The sequence below is a fragment of the Acetobacter fabarum genome (assembly GCF_022483405.1).
GTDB lineage: Bacteria > Pseudomonadota > Alphaproteobacteria > Acetobacterales > Acetobacteraceae > Acetobacter > Acetobacter fabarum.
This window is the reverse complement of sequence record NZ_JAKVNI010000001.1, coordinates 1,575,853-1,590,832: the sequence shown is the minus strand read 5'-3', so window position 1 is coordinate 1,590,832 and position 14,980 is coordinate 1,575,853. Positions and strand designations below refer to the sequence as shown.

11 protein-coding genes are annotated in these 14,980 nt (G+C 59.7%); 9 read left to right on the top strand and 2 right to left on the bottom strand.

From position 1 onward, the window contains the following. Positions 1-67: 67 nt before the first annotated feature. From ftsZ to LKE65_RS07430, 7 genes are all read left to right on the top strand, one after another. Entirely contained in the window at positions 68-1,552 is a 1,485-nt protein-coding gene (ftsZ, locus tag LKE65_RS07460; RefSeq protein ID WP_086645593.1) for a cell division protein FtsZ, read from the top strand. A gap of 148 nt (positions 1,553-1,700) precedes the next feature. Next, positions 1,701-2,681, top strand: coding sequence for a UDP-3-O-acyl-N-acetylglucosamine deacetylase (gene lpxC, locus LKE65_RS07455; protein ID WP_278740875.1), 981 nt, complete (start codon positions 1,701-1,703; stop codon positions 2,679-2,681). 97 nt (positions 2,682-2,778) lie between these two features. Further along, positions 2,779-3,789, top strand: a complete 1,011-nt coding sequence (locus LKE65_RS07450; RefSeq protein ID WP_095349222.1) for an outer membrane protein assembly factor BamD — start codon at positions 2,779-2,781, stop codon at positions 3,787-3,789. A gap of 178 nt (positions 3,790-3,967) precedes the next feature. Continuing rightward, the gene (gene recN / locus LKE65_RS07445) at positions 3,968-5,689 is read left to right on the top strand and encodes a DNA repair protein RecN (RefSeq protein WP_278740874.1); all 1,722 of its coding nucleotides are present in this window, start codon (positions 3,968-3,970) and stop codon (positions 5,687-5,689) included. Between the two features lie 26 nt (positions 5,690-5,715). After that, positions 5,716-7,776 (top strand): NAD-dependent DNA ligase LigA, encoded by a 2,061-nt coding sequence (gene ligA, locus LKE65_RS07440; RefSeq protein ID WP_278741807.1) that lies wholly within the window; start codon positions 5,716-5,718, stop codon positions 7,774-7,776. Between the two features lie 223 nt (positions 7,777-7,999). Further along, entirely contained in the window at positions 8,000-10,675 is a 2,676-nt protein-coding gene (ppdK, locus tag LKE65_RS07435; protein ID WP_278740873.1) for a pyruvate, phosphate dikinase, read from the top strand. A gap of 50 nt (positions 10,676-10,725) precedes the next feature. Next, the gene (locus tag LKE65_RS07430; protein ID WP_086645597.1) at positions 10,726-11,553 is read left to right on the top strand and encodes a pyruvate, water dikinase regulatory protein; all 828 of its coding nucleotides are present in this window, start codon (positions 10,726-10,728) and stop codon (positions 11,551-11,553) included. Between the two features lie 95 nt (positions 11,554-11,648). On the opposite strand, the gene LKE65_RS07425 is transcribed toward LKE65_RS07430, so the two are convergent. Then, complete coding sequence (locus LKE65_RS07425; protein WP_233129051.1) at positions 11,649-12,041, bottom strand: hypothetical protein; 393 nt, start codon at positions 12,039-12,041, stop codon at positions 11,649-11,651. 203 nt (positions 12,042-12,244) lie between these two features. On the opposite strand from LKE65_RS07425, the gene LKE65_RS07420 reads away from it, so the two are divergent. After that, the gene (locus LKE65_RS07420) at positions 12,245-12,856 is read left to right on the top strand and encodes an IMPACT family protein (protein WP_278740872.1); all 612 of its coding nucleotides are present in this window, start codon (positions 12,245-12,247) and stop codon (positions 12,854-12,856) included. Here the strand turns inward: LKE65_RS07420 and LKE65_RS07415 are convergent. Continuing rightward, positions 12,853-13,251 (bottom strand): hypothetical protein, encoded by a 399-nt coding sequence (locus LKE65_RS07415; protein ID WP_086645599.1) that lies wholly within the window; start codon positions 13,249-13,251, stop codon positions 12,853-12,855. The genes LKE65_RS07420 and LKE65_RS07415 overlap by 4 nt on opposite strands. A 309-nt stretch (positions 13,252-13,560) precedes the next feature. Between LKE65_RS07415 and LKE65_RS07410 the strand changes: the two genes are divergently transcribed. Next, positions 13,561-14,940, top strand: a complete 1,380-nt coding sequence (locus LKE65_RS07410; RefSeq protein ID WP_086645600.1) for a class II 3-deoxy-7-phosphoheptulonate synthase — start codon at positions 13,561-13,563, stop codon at positions 14,938-14,940. Positions 14,941-14,980 lie beyond the last annotated feature (40 nt).

Below are 14,980 nucleotides of genomic sequence, written 5' to 3'. Positions count from 1 at the left end.
GTTGGTAAACTATTCGCAATCTTATCTACAACGCCCCTGTTAACCCGCCGCAGTCCGGGAGAGACACATGACACTCAACCTAACCGTTCCACCCCAGACTCATGCTGATTTTTCGCCCAAGATCACCGTTATAGGCGTTGGCGGCGGGGGGACGAACGCGGTTGACAACATGATTGCCTCCAACCTGCAGGGTGTGGAGTTTGTTGTAGCCAACACCGATGCGCAGAGTCTGGCCAAAAGTCTGGCCGACAGCCGCATCCAGCTTGGCCCGCACCTGACCCACGGCCTTGGCGCAGGCGCCAAGCCCGAAGTGGGCCGTGCCGCAGCGGAAGAAGCAGCGGACGAAATTGCCCGCTACCTGGACGGCGCACATATGGTGTTCATCACCACCGGCATGGGTGGGGGCACGGGTACAGGGGCAGCACCAGTTATTGCCCGTATGGCGCGTGAGCGGAACATTCTGACCATTGGCGTGGTCAGCAAGCCTTTCGCCTACGAAGGCAAGCGCCGCGCACGTGTGGCGGATGAAGGTATTCAGGAACTTCAGCAGTATGTTGATACGCTGATTGTCATCCCCAACCAGAATCTCTTCCGTATTGCCAACGAACGCACCACCCTGCGTGAAGCCTACAAGCTGGCTGACGAAGTTTTGAACATGGGCGTGCGCGGCGTTACCGACCTGATGATGGAACGCGGCTACGTCAACCTCGACTTTGCCGATATCCGCAGTGTTATGGCGGAAATGGGCAAGGCCATGATGGGTACGGGCGAAGCCGAAGGTGAAAACCGTGCGGTGGAAGCTGCCGAAGCCGCCATTTCCAACCCACTGCTGGAAGATACCTGCATGGCTACCGCCAAGGGCCTGCTGGTCAATGTTACCGGTGGTGAAGACATGACCTTCTTTGAAGCGGAAGAAGCCTTCAACCGCATCTGCCGTGAAGTACCAGAAGACGCCAACATGATCTTTGGTACGGTCATTGAGGAAAAAATGAGCGGGCGCGTACGCGTATCCGTTGTTGCCACGGGGATTGACGTACCCTCAGGCGCGGCTGAACGCCCGCATCTGGCAGCAGTGGAAACCGAAGCCCAGCCGGAACAGACCTACGCTGCCCCTGCGGCACAGCCCAGCGCGCCGCCGCCTGCACAGCCTCAGCCCCCCGTGGCCGAGCAGAGTGCTCCCGTACAGCAGCAAGCCTATGCTCCCCAGCCCGGCCATGCCGCCCCCCCGGCGCACATGGTTCCCGGTCAGGTTGCGGCTGCGGCACAACAGCCCCGCCAGCCTGCACCGGCCCCCGCACCAGCGCCTGCGGCATCCAAACATGCCAATCTGTTCAGCGAACCGCCGCGTCCCTCGGCCTACCCTGTGCAGGACCCCAATGCACGGAGCCTGTTTGGCCGCGTGACTGGTGCATTCCGCCGGGCCACCACACCAGAAACACGGGAAGAGCCTGTAGCGCAGTCTCACCCCACCATCAGCCAGGCCGAGCAGGGAGCACCCCGCCATGGTGAAGGCGATAACGGGCTGGAAATTCCAACCTTTCTGCGCCGCTAAGCCTTATGGGCTACCCCCGCCCGGCACCTGTGTGCCGCATGGCGGGGGATGAAACAGACGGCAATAATCATTGACTCGCATCTGCCCCAAACAGGCCCTAGCGTTAGTGTGAGATAACTTTCCACACCAATACGGGGCGGTCGGGATCATGGATAATCTGTCTGGGGAGCTTACCCCATGTTCCAAATCTGTGGAGATCCTCCCCACCACCATGCGACAGATGCGCCAAAAAACCGCACCGGCCCAGCACACGCTGCACCATGCCATTTCTGCCGTAGGTATTGGCCTGCACACAGGCCGCTCCATTAACATGACCATTGCCCCGACCCCCGCAGGGCACGGCATTGTTTTCCAACGGACCGACCTGCCACAGGCAGCCCCCCTGCCCGCGCGTTATGATTACGTAGTGGAAACACATCTGAGCACCGTTCTGGGCGAAAAAGCACGCCCCGAAAACCGGGTTGCAACCGTTGAACACCTGATGGCCGCCCTTTGCGGGTGCGCCATAGACAACGCACTTATTCTGGTTGATGGGCCGGAAACCCCGGTGTTTGATGGCTCCGCCACAGATTTTGTTTTTCTGCTCGACTGCGCCGGACGCAAAACGCAGGACCTGCCACGCAAGGTGGTACAGGTGCTGGAACCTGTTCGGGTGGAGCACCAGAATGTCTGGGTGGAACTGCTCCCCCACAGCAGCCCAAGCCCGCATTTGTCCATGAGCATTGATTTTCCCGCCCGCGCCATTGGCGCACAAAGCTATGCTCTGGACCTGACCCCGACCTCCTTCCGCAACGAGCTGGCCCGCAACCGCACCTTTGCCATGCGGCAGGAAATTGAAGCCCTGCATCAGGCCGGGCTGGCATTGGGCGGGTCTTTGGATAACGCCATTGTTGTGGATAATGACGTTGTACTCAACCCGGCGGGCCTGCGCTGTCCGGATGAGTTCATCCGCCACAAGATCATGGATGCGGTGGGGGATCTGTATCTAGCGGGCTGCGTGCTCAACGCCAGCTTCCGGGGCAACCGCTCGGGCCACACGCTCAACAACATGCTGCTCAAAACCCTGTTTGCCCAGAGCACCGCATGGCAGGACACCACAGACCTGCAATCCACCTCTGCTGCGGCCTGACCAGCTTTTTGCACGGCTCTTTCAATAATCGGCGTTTCTTTGCTTTTCTTGACCCGCTGACATGCTATAAGATTTCGTCTCGATCTGAAGAGCCGGTATGTTTGATATTTCTATAAAAACACAGTCAGTCCGTCGTCGTCTGCCGTTCGTGCTCTCAGCTCTGGTGCTGACCGGGCTTACGGGTTGCAGTCTTTTGACCGGCAGCAAAAAAGGGCCGATCACGCCCAAAATTGCACCACCGGAGACGCTCTATAACAACGGCATTGATGCCCTGCGCACACGCCGCTACGAGCTGGCTGCTGCCGAGTTTGAAACACTCCAGCAGAACTACCCCTATTCGGGTTACATCCCCAATTCGCAGCTGATGGAAGGGTATTCCTACTACCTTAAAGGGAAATACCCCGAAGCCGTGCAGCAACTGAACCGCTTTATCAGCCTGCACCCCACCAGCACCGATTCCGCCTATGCCTATTACCTGCGCTCGCTCTGCTTTTATGAGCAGATTGCAGACGTGCAGCGTGACCAGCAGGGCACGGCGGAAGCCATGGACGCGCTGGAAGAAGTGGTGACCCGCTTCCCCCAGAGCAAATATGCCCGCGACGCCCAGCTTAAAATCGATCTGTGCCGTGACCATCTGGCTGGCAAGGAAATGCTGGTTGGCCGCTATTACCAGCGCGAACGCAATTATGAAGGTGCCATTAACCGCTACCAGCGCGTTGTGCAGGACTTCCAGACCACCAACCATGTGCCTGAAGCACTTGAACGCATGGTGGAAGTGTACCTGGACCTTGGGCTAACCGATCAGGCCCGCAAATCCGCCATTGTTCTGGGTTACAACTACCCCGGCAGCCAGTGGTACCACTACGCTTATAACAAGCTGAAGAGCTACCACCTGATCGACGGCAAACTGCCGCCTCCGGGCAAGGCAGTTACAACCCCTGCCAAGCCTGACCTGCTCAAAGCACAGGCGTCAGACACACGGGATGAACGTATGGCCGCCCCGGCAGCCATGCAGCAGCCTGCAACCGCCACTCCTGCAGCGGGTTCCTCCACACCTGCGGCCAGCACACAACCGGCCCCGGCTCCTGCGGCGGCCACCAAAAAGTAATACGGCTTTTTCACTTTCACTCTTGAACTAAGAACACAACAGGAACATACAGGACTCACCTTTCCTGTTCGCAGCGAGGGTATGCCTGTTCACGCTCAGGCGGGAGCAGGCGCATTTGTTTAGTCTGTTCCGCAGACTCCAGTCATTTCAGGTGTGAACCTAAAAGCCGGATGTCGCTATGCTGACACATCTTTCCATCAGAGACGTTGTGCTGATCGAGGCACTAGACCTTGCTCTCCACCCCGGCTTTACCGCCTTAACGGGGGAGACCGGGGCAGGCAAATCCATCCTGCTGGATAGTCTGGGCCTTGCCATGGGCGAGCGCGCCAATGCGGGCCTTGTCCGCGCCGGTGCGGAGGAAGCCCGTGTAACCGCCTGTTTTGAAACCCCGGCGAGCCATACGGTTTACTCCCAACTGGAAGAACAGGGCATTCCGGCCGACAAAGGCGAACCCCTTGTGCTACGCCGGGTTATCTCGCGCGAGGGGCGGTCACGCGCATGGATTAACGACCAGCCCGTGGGTCTGACCCTACTGCGCCGAATTGCTTCCGTTCTTATCGAAATTCAGGGCCAGCATGAGCAGATGGGGCTAGCCGATGCCTCCACCCATCGCGGCCTGCTGGATGCTTACGGCATTAAGCCCTCCCTGCTTAAAAAAGTCGCACAGGCCTTTACCCAGTGGCAGGACCTGCGCCAGAGCCTTGCCAGCGCACAACAGGCACTGGAAGACGCCGCCCGTGAGGAAGAATGGCTGCGCCATACGGTGAGCGAACTCTCCGCCCTGGCCCCCCAACCGGGGGAGGAAAGCCAGCTGGCGCAGCAACGCCACGCGCTCCAGCAGGCCGAACGCCGGGGCGAGGCCGTGGCAGCAGCCCTGTCCGAACTAACGCCGCGTGACCGCCGCTCCACCGGGCCAGCCGCAGCCCTGCGCGCTGCCAACCGCGCCCTTTTGCGTCTGGTCCCCTCCACCACATCGGACAACACACCGCCTGAAACCGATGAGCTGGCAGGCCGCACCGCCGAAGCCCTGAGCGCGCTGGAAAATGCAGAAAACGCACTGGCCGAAGCTGAAAGCCTGCTCTCCCGCCTTATGGCAGATACGGAGGCCAACCCACGGGAGCTGGAAGAAACGGAAGAAAGGCTGTTTGCCCTGCGTACCGTTGCGCGCAAACACAACGTGCTGGTGGATGAACTGGCAGCTTTGCTGGCGCAACTCACTGCGCGCATCCATGCACTGGACAATGGCGCCACCGAGCTGGAGGGCCTGCGCAAAGCCACGGAAGACGCCCGGCTTGCCTATATGGAGGCCGCCCGCACCCTGACCGATGCCCGCGCCCTTGCCGCCAAAAAAATGGAGCAGGCCGTAACGGCCGAACTCAAACCCATTAAACTGGAAAAAGCCCGTTTTCTGGCCGAGTTGCAGCCCCTCCCCTCCGAGCAGTGGAGCCGCCACGGCATGGAGCAGGTCATGTTCCTTATTGCCGCCAACCCCGGCCAGCCCCCCGGCCCCATTGCCAAGGTGGCATCGGGGGGGGAACTATCCCGCCTGATGCTGGCGCTCAAGCTGGTTCTGGCCGGGCAATCTGGTATTGGCACGCTCATTTTTGACGAAATCGACGCAGGCGTAGGCGGTGCAACCGCTGCCGCCATTGGTGAGCGCCTGCACCGCCTGGCACTGAATGTGCAGGTATTGGCCGTTACGCACAGCCCACAGGTTGCCGCCAGTGCTGATGCGCATTTACGGATTGGCAAACAGACCCGTAACGGACAAACCGCAACCCACGCCATAGCTCTGGCAGAAACCGAACGCAGGGAAGAAATCGCACGCATGCTGGCAGGAGACACCATTACCGATGCAGCCCGCGCTGCCGCCGCCAGCCTGCTGGATTCCAAAAAATGATAACGAACACCACCCCGGTCACGGAAATGAACAGTGATCAGGCCCGCACGGAACTGGCGGAACTGGCCAGCCAGATTGCCTACCACAACACCGCCTACCATGGTCATGACGCCCCGGAAATAAGCGACGCGCAGTATGATGCCCTACGCAAGCGCTACACTGAGCTTGCCGCCCTTTACCCCGATGCCGAACCACAGAACAGCGCAGCCAATGCAGTCGGGGCCAGCGCGGATACGGGGCTTGGCAAGCATGTCCACCTTGCCCCCATGCTCTCGCTCGACAACGTGTTTGACCGTGAGGAGTTTGAGGGCTTCATTACCCGTGCAGCCCGGTTTTTGGGGCTGGATCAGGCAGATACGTCCAGCCTGCGTCTGGTAGGTGAACCCAAGATTGATGGTCTTTCCATCAGCCTTACTTACGAATCCGGCAAGTTCATCCGGGGCACCACTCGGGGCGATGGCACGGAAGGGGAAGACGTAACTGCCAACCTGCGCACCCTGCGCAGCCTGCCTCTGGAGCTCCCCGCCCCCTACCCCGACCTGATCGAAATTCGCGGGGAAGTCTTCCTCTCCAAAACCGACTTTATCGCACTTAATGCCGCACAGGAGGCAGCAGGCAAGCGCCTGTTTGCCAACCCGCGCAATGCGGCGGCGGGGTCCTTGCGGCAGCTGGACGCCAGCATTACAGCCCAGCGCCCGCTCTCCCTTTTTGCCTATGCGCAGGGTTTCTGCTCGGACAAGGCAACCCGTAGCCACTGGGCTTATCTGGAGCAGCTCAAGGCATGGGGGTTTACGGTCAACCCGCTCTCCCGCCAGATTGAGGGAGCGGCCGATGCCGAAGCTTTTTTTGAGGAAATCAACCGCGAGCGCGCCAGTCTGGCCTATGATATTGATGGCGTTGTTTACAAGATAGACGATCTGGGCCTGCAGGAACGTCTGGGTTTTGCCGGGCGTGCCCCCCGCTGGGCCATCGCGTGGAAGTTCCCGGCAGAACAGGCCATAACGCGCCTGAACGCCATAGAAATTCAGGTCGGGCGCACCGGTGCCCTGACCCCTGTTGCACATCTGGAACCGGTTAACGTTGGCGGGGTGCTTGTAACCCGCGCCACCTTGCACAATGAAGACGAGATTACCCGCAAGGACGTGCGCGAAGGTGACCTTGTGTATGTCCAGCGCGCAGGCGATGTTATTCCGCAGGTGCTTGGTACGGTCCCAGCAGGTGAGCCAGCGCCCGAACGGCAACCTCTTTTTCATTTCCCCGATCATTGCCCCGTATGCGGCGCGCTGGCCGTGCGGCCTGAAGGCGAAGTGGTGCGCCGCTGCACCGGCGGGTTGACCTGCCCCGCACAGGCCGTGGAGCGGTTGATCCATTTTGCCTCCCGCCTTGCCTTTGACATTGAAGGGCTGGGTGAGCGCAGTATTCGCGAGTTTTATGACGCCGGGCTGATCCACACCCCCACCGACATCTTCCGGCTCAAAGCCCACGCCGCTGCTCTGGAGCAGCGTGATGGCTGGGGTGAGCAGTCTGTGCGCAACCTGCTTCAGGCCATAGACGACCGGCGCACAATCCCGCTTTCGCGCTTTATTTATGCGCTGGGCATCCGCCGTATTGGGGAAAGCAACGCCCGCCTGCTGGCCCGCCATTACGGCAGCTATGCCAACTGGCTGCAGCAGATGGAGGCGGCCACCATTATCGGCTCTGACGCCCGGCTGGAACTGGGGTCCATTACCGGCATTGGTAACGCCATAGCAACGGATGTGGTGGCCTTTGTTGCTGAACCCCACAACCAGACCACGCTGGCCGAGCTGAGCGCCGAGTTGACCATTACCGAGGAAAGTGCCGCCAGTGGTGGCCCCCTAGCGGGCAAGACCATTGTGTTTACCGGCACGCTGCTCACCATGACCCGCCCGGAGGCCAAGGCCACGGCCGAACGCATGGGGGCCAAGGTGTCCGACTCCGTCTCAAAAAAGACCGATCTGGTGGTGCTGGGGGAAAAGGCAGGCTCCAAGGCCAAAAAAGCGGCGGAGCTGAACATTCCCACCATGGACGAAGCAGAATGGAACGCCTTTTGCGTAACAAACGGATAGAACCACCACACCCGCAGTTTTTTACCATTTACGTGTAAAAGAGAGATTGCCCGGCGGCCAAATCTGCGCCATGCTGCCGGGCAACGAAGGGGTGGAGTTCGTCGTCCAAACCAAAAATAAAAATTCCGTGCCCAGTCCGGCTGCTGTTCCGGTATCCCCTGTTCCCATCCCCTCGGTCGGAACTTCAGCTCATCTGGCACAAAAGAATGAAGTGAACGGCAAAATGACCAAGTGGATCTACAGTTTCGGCGCTGGCCAAAGCGAAGGCAACGCCGGGATGCGCAATCTCCTCGGCGGCAAGGGCGCCAATCTGGCGGAAATGGCCAATATTGGCCTGCCGGTGCCCCCAGGATTTACCATTACCACTGAAGTCTGCACCGCCTTTTACGATAACGGACGGAAGTACCCCGCCGAGCTGGAATCCCAGCTTGAAGCGGCTATGGGGCTGGTAGAACAGGCCATGGGCCTGCGCTTTGGCGATGCCGAAAACCCGCTTCTGGTTTCTGTCCGCTCCGGTGCGCGCGTTTCCATGCCCGGCATGATGGACACAGTGCTTAACCTTGGTCTGAACGACGCAACGGTTGAAGGCCTTGTCCGCTCCTCGGGCGATGCCCGCTTTGCATGGGACAGCTACCGCCGCTTCATTCAGATGTACGGCTCCGTTGTGCTTGGCGTGCCGCACCACGAATTTGAAGACCTGCTTGAACAGGCCAAACGCGCCGCTGGCAAGATTGATGACACCGCCCTGACCGCCGAAGAATGGCAGGACGTTGTAAAAAGCTACAAGCAGATCGTCCTGTCCGAAACGGGAACCCCCTTCCCCGAAAACCCCAAGGACCAGCTGTGGGGCGCCATTGGAGCCGTCTTTGGCTCATGGATGAACCCACGCGCCAACACCTACCGCAAACTGCATGACATTCCCGCAAGCTGGGGCACGGCTGTTAACGTTCAGTCCATGGTGTTCGGCAACATGGGGGATGACTGTGCAACGGGCGTGTGCTTCACCCGCGACCCGTCCACGGGTGAAAACATCTTCTACGGCGAATACCTGATCAACGCACAGGGTGAGGACGTTGTAGCCGGCATCCGCACCCCGCAGCCCATGGCGGAGTGTCGTTCGGTCGAGGGTCAGACCTCGATGGAAAAAGCCCTGCCCAACGCATACGGCGAACTGCTCAAGGTGCGTGACCTGCTTGAACGCCACTATCGCGACATGCAGGACATTGAATTTACGGTGCAGGCCAACAAGCTCTACCTGCTCCAGACCCGCTCGGGCAAACGGACCGCCGCCGCAGCCCTGCGCGTAGCCATTGACATGGCCAAGGAAGGCCTGATCACGCAGGAAGAAGCGGTAACCCGCGTTCCTCCCGCATCGCTCGACCAGCTGCTCCACCCTGTGCTGGACCCCAAGGCCGAGCGCCAGCTGCTGACCCGCGGCCTGCCCGCATCCCCCGGTGCTGCAACCGGGATAATCGCCTTCTCCGCCGAGGATGTGGAAGACCGCGCAGCCAAGGGTGAAGACGTTATTCTGGTGCGTATTGAAACCTCGCCAGAAGACGTACACGGCATGCACGCAGCCCGTGGCGTGCTGACCACCCGCGGCGGCATGACCTCCCACGCAGCCGTTGTGGCCCGTGGCATGGGCCGTGTCTGCGTGGCCGGTGCTGGCAGCATTGCCGTGGACTACAAGGCCCAGACCATGACCGTGGATGGCCACACGCTCAAAGCGGGCGAGTGGATTACGCTCGATGGTGGTACGGGTGCTGTTTACAAGGGTCGCGTTCCCACCATTCCGCCCACCCTTTCGGGCGATTTTGCCACCCTTATGGGCTGGGCAGATGGCGTACGCCGCCTTGGTGTGCGCGCCAACGCTGAAACCCCCGAAGATGCACAGACCGCCCGCCGCTTTGGTGCGGAAGGCATTGGCCTGTGCCGGACCGAGCACATGTTCTTCGGCCCTGACCGTATTGGCCATGTGCGCCAGATGATCATGGCGGATGACGCACAGACACGCGCCCGCGCTATTGAGGCCCTTCTGCCGTTCCAGCGCAGCGACTTTACGGAACTCTTCCGTATTATGGCTGGCCTGCCGGTTACCATCCGCCTGCTCGACCCGCCGCTGCATGAGTTCCTGCCGCATGGTGAGGCCGAACTGGCTGATGTGGCCAAGGCACTGGGCAAGGATGTGGAAAGCCTGCGCGCACGCCGCTCGGCCCTTTCCGAATCCAACCCCATGCTGGGCCACCGTGGTTGCCGCCTTGGCATTACCTACCCCGAAATCTACGCCATGCAGGTGCGTGCCATTACCGAGGCCGCGCTGGACATTGCAAAGGAAACCGGGAAGGCCGTGGAACCCGAAATCATGATCCCGCTGATCGGCACCAAAGCCGAGCTGGATCTGGTTCGTAAATCCTGCGAAGGCGTTATTGCCGATGTGCTGAGCGAACGTGGCGTCAAGCTTGCTTACAAGATTGGCACTATGATCGAACTGCCCCGTGCAGCCCTGACTGCGGACCAGATTGCACAGAGTGCTGACTTCTTCTCCTTCGGCACCAACGATCTGACCCAGACAGCCCTTGGCCTGTCGCGTGATGATGCAGGCTCCTTCCTGCCTGAATACGTGGAAAAAGGGCTGCTGCCCCAGGACCCCTTCGTTTCCATCGACCGCGAAGGCGTGGGTGCTCTGGTGCGCATGGGTGTGGAAAAAGGCCGTGCCGCCAAGCCCGACCTCAAGCTGGGCATTTGCGGTGAGCATGGTGGGGACCCGCTCTCCATCGCCTTTTTTGAAGAAGTCGGGCTGGATTACGTCTCCTGCTCCCCCTTCCGTGTGCCGGTCGCCCGTCTGGCCGCAGCACAGGCAGCTCTTGCCGCACGCAATAACAAGGCTGTTAAAGCCTAAGGAAAAAGTGGCCGCCTCGCTTTGAGGCGGCCATTTTTCAATCTGATACCATGCAAAAAATTCTTACTCTCCACCTCGTTTCCGAGGCTACGGGGCAAACGCTCGATTCCGTGGCACGGGCCTGCATTGCGCAGTTCCCCAACACTGAAGTCCGGCTACGGCACTGGAACCTGATCCGCACCCAGATCCAGCTCCGGCGGGTTTTGCGGCATATTGCCAATAACCGTGGGCCGGTCATGTCCACCCTGACAGACCCGATCCTTCAGGCGGATATGGAAGCCGGTTGCGCCAGCCTGCAGATCAGGCTTCTGGACGTGCTGGACAACGCCCTGAACTTTCTGGCTGAAGAAACCGGGGAAGAGGCAACCCGCCACCCCGGCGGCCAGTATATTATGGACGAAAACTACTACCAGCGCATTGAGGCCATGCATTATGTGCTGGCCCATGATGATGGGCAGGAAACACGCGGCCTGAACAAGGCGGATGTTATTCTGGTTGGCGTCTCACGCGTTTCCAAAACACCGACCTGCTTCTATCTGGCTAACCGGGGCATAAAGGCTGCTAACGTACCTCTGGTTATGGGCATAGAACCACCAGAAGCCCTGTTTACCACAACCAAGCCGGTTATTGGCCTGACCATAGACCCCGAACGGCTGATTGAAATCCGCCGCAACCGCCTGAACCAGATGATCCCGGGCAAGTCCCGCCCAGAGGCCATAACCGATTACGCCTATATTGATCTGGAAAAAGTGCAGGAAGAACTGCACTGGGCAAGGCGGTTATGCCGCCGCCATAACTGGCCAGTCATAGATGTAACACGCCGCTCCATTGAGGAGTCGTCTGCTTCCATTCTGGAACTGATTGCCACCACAGCCTGAAAACACGCCCCTGTTGCCCCTTTTTAACGGGGCTACAGGGGTATCCTCCCAGCCTCTGGCTCTGATTGAACAGCACCATGGGCTGGGCGAGGCATTTAGTCGTTCATTTCCTGCGCTGTCAGCCTTTGTACCCGCACAGCCTGCCCTTGGGCGTTGTAATAAATCACGCTGCTCCCGCGCCGCTGGGCATACCCATCTGGCTGGCCGCCTTTGGTCCAGAACAGCAGCCGGTTTGTATCGGCCTGTTCCACCACCCTGTCCCCCGGCGGCACAAAACGGTATTTGCTAAAGTCCTTATGCGCGCGTGGCAAAGGTAGCTTGCCTGCCAGATTATGCATGCTGGAGGCGCGGTGGGCGTCCGTGTCATCATCATCCCCACCATTAAGCGGGTCACCATCGGCGTGGGCGGGCACACCGGCCATAAGGGGCAGTGCAAGCGCACACAAGCCAAACAGGATTTTCCATTTTTTACGGAATACCGGCATCATGTGGGTGCTTTCTCCTTTGTTCAGACCTCTGGTGGCAGGGTTTGCCAGTTCCGGGCTAGCGTAACACAGGTTAACATCTGTTACCGCGTTACTCCTGTTACAAAAGACTGTCAGCCCCCAGTTTTGGCATATGCCCCTCGTGAAGCTGCGCATTGCCCCCGCCCGACTTGCCCGAACCGGAACGGAAAGGATAAGAAGGGCGCATGACACAAACGCTGGTCGGCCCTTTTTTGCTGGAACGGGATATTAAAAAAAGCCGTTTTCTCGCGCGTGCAACCCCCATTGCCAGCATTGCGGAAGCCGATGCGTTTATTGCCAGCATTGCCGCTGCCGAGCCGGACGCCACCCACCATTGCTGGGCATGGCAGTTTGGCCCCCACTGCCGCTGCCACGATGCGGGAGAACCCTCGGGCACGGCAGGCCGCCCGATTTTGCAGGTGGTTGTTGCCCAAAAGCTGGACCGCGTAGCTATTGTGGTGTCCCGCTGGTTTGGGGGGATCAAACTGGGTGCGGGTGGGCTGGTGCGGGCCTATGCCGGCACGGCAGCCGAATGCCTGCGTGAAGCCCCGAAGGAAGAGCTGATCGAGCGGATCAGGCTTGGGTTCCACTGCCCGTTTTCATTACTGGGAATTATTCAGGCCCGTCTGCCTGAGTGGGGAGTGGAGGCCGAACCACCCGTTTTTGATGAAAACGGAGCGTGGTTCCAGCTTCTGCTCCCACAGGCTTTGCAACAGGACGTCTGTGCAAAGCTGACCGACCTGACCAGTGGCCAGGCCGATATTCGTCTTATAGAGGACGAACCCACACCAGCTTAGCGCGGGGTAACCCAGCCATTGCCTGTGGAATCCCCCACCTGCCCCGAACCAAACGGGCCGGAACTCTGGTAAGCGGAACCATAGCGGGACAGGTCCGAGCCTGTGACCGAATCCCTGTGCACCTTGGCCAGATGGTCCGGGTCATCCCCATGCTGGAACTCCATGGACGGAGCATCCTGATAACCGGGGGGCAGGCTACGGTGCCCGTGCACGGTCTTTGCTTCGGTTGATTTGCCCGCGCCCGTGTCCATGTTGCCATTCCCTTCGGAGAAGGAAACATCGTCATTGGGGGTCATCAGGGGGTCCGCGTGAGCAACACTTACTGCCCCCACAAGGCTGGCCCCCACCAGAAGGCCGGACATCACGTTTACAAACGGTCTACGCAGCTGCGCCATTGCGCGTTACCCCGCAAGAAAAAAGAAAAAACACCCCACACAAACCATAAAGCACATGGCCGCGCAGGTTCCATACTGGTCCCCCTTATCACACCAAAAGTGCAAAAATCCAAATCCTCTGGCCAAGAGTGGGGCAGATGCCACACCATTGACCAGAACATGGCTTGGGCCAGCAAACGCTATTTGCGTAATTTGTGCATATTAGACATAAAGGCAGCCGCCTTTGGCAAATTCATGCCCAAGAGAGATTGTTTTTACCCATCTGCTTACCATTTGTGTGTAATCAGCCCAACTGAACAGGAACGCGTTATGAGTGCTACGCTCACCCAGCCCAACCCGACGTCTGAGACCTGGATGCCGGATAGCTGGCGTTCGTTTCCGTTCAAGCAGATTCCCACCTATCCGGACGCAGCGGCCCTTAAAAACGTTGAGGACCGGCTGAGCGCCTACCCACCGCTGGTTTTTGCTGGTGAAGTGCGCCGCCTGCGCAACCATCTGGCTCAGGCTGCACAGGGCAAGGCCTTTGTGCTTCAGGGCGGCCCGTGCGCTGAAAGCTTTGGCGAGTTCAAGGCCGATATTGTGCGCGACACCTTCCGTGTGCTGCTGCAAATGGCCGTGGTGCTCACCTTTGGGGCCAAGGTGCCGGTCATCAAGCTTGGCCGTATGGCTGGCCAGTTCGCCAAACCGCGTTCTTCCGATATGGAAACGATAGATGGTGTCAGCCTGCCATCCTACCGGGGGGACATCATCAACGGGCCGGAATTCACCCCTGAAGCCCGTATTCCCGACCCGGCACGGATGGAAACAGGGTATTTCCAGTCCACCGGAATCCAGAACCTGCTGCGCGCCTTCTCTCGCGGGGGGTATGCCAACCTGCACGAAGTGCACCGCTGGAACCTTGGTTTTGTGGAACGCTCCCCGTTGGCCAACCGCTACCGCACCATGGCCGAACGGATTGGTGAGACCCTTGCCTTCATGCAGGCCTGCGGGATTGACGCAGCCTCCTCCGCCCAGGTGGACGAAACCGAGTTCTACACCTCGCACGAAGCCCTGCTGCTGCCTTACGAGCAGGCCCTGACGCGCGTCGATTCCACATCGGGCGAATGGTATGACTGCTCGGCCCATTTTGTATGGATCGGGGACCGCACCCGCCAGCCCGATGGCGCGCATGTGGAGTTCCTGCGTGGGGTGCGCAACCCCATTGGCATCAAGGTTGGGCCCACCACCAGCGTGGAAGACATCAAACGCCTGACCACCATCCTCAACCCCCAGAGCGAGGCCGGGCGCATTACCCTGATCTCACGCATGGGGGCGGAAAAAATCGAACAGTTCCTGCCCCCGCTCATGCGGGCGGTCAAGGAAACGGGGCAGCCTGTGACATGGATCAGCGATCCCATGCACGGCAACACCATCTCGACCGAGAACAAGGTCAAGACCCGTTCGTTCGATGCGGTGATGAAGGAAGTCAAAGGCTTCTTTGCCGTGTGCGCAGCCGAAGGCGTACCTGCTGGCGGTGTTCACCTGGAAATGACCGGCCAGAACGTGACCGAATGCGTAGGCGGTGCCCAGCGCCTGACCGAAGCAGACCTTGGCGCACGGTACGAAACCTTCTGCGACCCGCGCCTGAATGCCGAACAGTCTCTGGAACTGGCATTCCTGATCGCGGAGGAGTTGACCGGCCGCAACTAAGGCCGCGCTGCTCTTTGCCTGATCACAGAAGCGGGGGGTG